This is a genomic window from Arthrobacter terricola (assembly GCF_004354015.1).
GTDB classification, from domain to species: domain Bacteria; phylum Actinomycetota; class Actinomycetes; order Actinomycetales; family Micrococcaceae; genus Arthrobacter; species Arthrobacter terricola.
In genome coordinates this window covers 1-1,242 of record NZ_SMRU01000105.1, presented here as the reverse complement: position 1 = coordinate 1,242, position 1,242 = coordinate 1, and the positions used below count along the sequence as shown (strand labels likewise).

Genomic DNA, 1,242 nt, shown 5'->3' with positions numbered 1-1,242 from the left:
AACATGAACGGCGGCTGCACCCCCTTGCCCAGCTGCGTCCACGACGACACCAGGCCCCCGTCCAGATCCACCACGGCCTCGAACGCCGCCCCCGACGCACGGTCAATCAACACCGCATCAGCCTCACGCACCACCGCCACACCAGCCCGCAACTCAGCCTTGCCCGGCTCACGCAACTCCACACTGCCAAACCGGAACGACTCCGCAGCAGCAGGACCCTCCCTCAAAATCCCCACCGCACGCGAAATCTCCGCCCGCGACAAAGGATCCAAAGGATGCGCCGTACCCACGGCGGATTCCACTTCACTGTTGATGGTCATTCCTGTACTCCTAGCTTTGCTTCTTTGGTCAGGTTCAGGGGCCGAAAAACGGCAGCCGCCAGTACGGCCCCTGCGGGGTAGAGGTGGTTCTTGGGTGGAATCCAGTGCGAGCGGCTGGCGTGACGCCGGTCACTCGCGTTCCTTCGATGTAGCAAAACTACGTGAGGGAATTCATTTAGGCGAGTCTTTTTTAGATATTTACTTGAGAAATTCAGGGCACTATTTTCCCACCCCAGTTAACATGCTGGAAACATTTGAGAAACGCCCTCCAGCCCTCATTGCCGGCCGAAAAAATAATCATTCAGCCGCCCTGCGACAGCCCCAGAGGCTCCTACCACACCGCACCCGGCGTTCCTGCCCCACCCGGGAACGCCGCAGGCCCCAGGCACCGCACAGGGCGGCGACTGGGACCTGCGTCAAACCTGGGGCCAACGTTAAAAGGGACAGGCCCTGATGCTGCCGGGAGGCAACACCAGGGCCTGAAACTGTCTAGGACTGCTCCTTTTCCATTTCGAGTTCTTCGAGCTCGGCGTCGGTGACGTGCTGGTTTTCGAGTTCACGGACGTCGTTGAGGTCGATTGGTCGTAGCGGTTCGGGGTCTTCTTCGTCCAGGACGGGTCCTTGTCCGTCTTCTCCCATGGCGACGTGGCCGATGGTTTCGTATTTGAGTGGGTTGGTTTTGCGTAGGTAGAGGGCCTGGGCTACGCCGGCGAGGAAGAGCCCGGCGGTGATGTAGGGGATGAGTTTGAACAGCAGGGTCGAGGCCGCGGGCCCGGCGGCGGTGTCCAGGTTGGTGATCATCATGATGACGACACAGACCATTCCGATTCCGCCGAGGATCGGTGCGACTTTGGTGCGCCAGACGTTTTCTTCGGGGTGGTGGTGTCGGAAGTAGTTGTAGACGGCGGCCATGGTGATGGTC

The 1,242-nt window shown here is 60.3% G+C and carries 2 pseudogenes; both read right to left on the bottom strand.

The window, feature by feature from the left end:
* Positions 1-320 (bottom strand): annotated as a pseudogene (locus E1809_RS26480) (primary-amine oxidase); the annotation flags it as partial.
* Between the two features lie 489 nt (positions 321-809).
* A pseudogene (locus E1809_RS26970) lies at positions 810-1,242 on the bottom strand (hypothetical protein); the annotation flags it as partial.